Consider the following 275-nt stretch of genomic DNA (forward strand, 5'->3'; position numbering starts at 1 on the left):
GTTGCCGTCGACCGGGAAGCCCTGTGCATTGAGCGTCGTGCCGAACGTGCCGTTGCCGTCGACGACATAGATGGACGAGCCGTCGGAAGCCATGCCGGAGCCGGCCATCCAGATCGAGCCCTGGCTGCCGTTCGGCGTGATGTTGAACGCGCTGGTCTGCTTGAGTGTGCCGGCGTTGTACGCCATGAGCCAGCCGGTGTAAGCGCCGGACATGCAGTGCGCCGTCCAGCCCATATAGATGTTGCCGCCAACGAGCGTCAATGCCGCCCGCTCCG

The 275-nt window shown here is 65.1% G+C and carries 1 pseudogene; it reads right to left on the reverse strand.

Going from position 1 to position 275, the window contains the following annotated elements:
• Positions 1–275: pseudogene (locus SB753_RS37045) on the reverse strand (pyrrolo-quinoline quinone); the annotation flags it as partial.

The organism is Paraburkholderia sp. SIMBA_053 (assembly GCF_046534895.1).
GTDB classification, from domain to species: domain Bacteria; phylum Pseudomonadota; class Gammaproteobacteria; order Burkholderiales; family Burkholderiaceae; genus Paraburkholderia; species Paraburkholderia caledonica.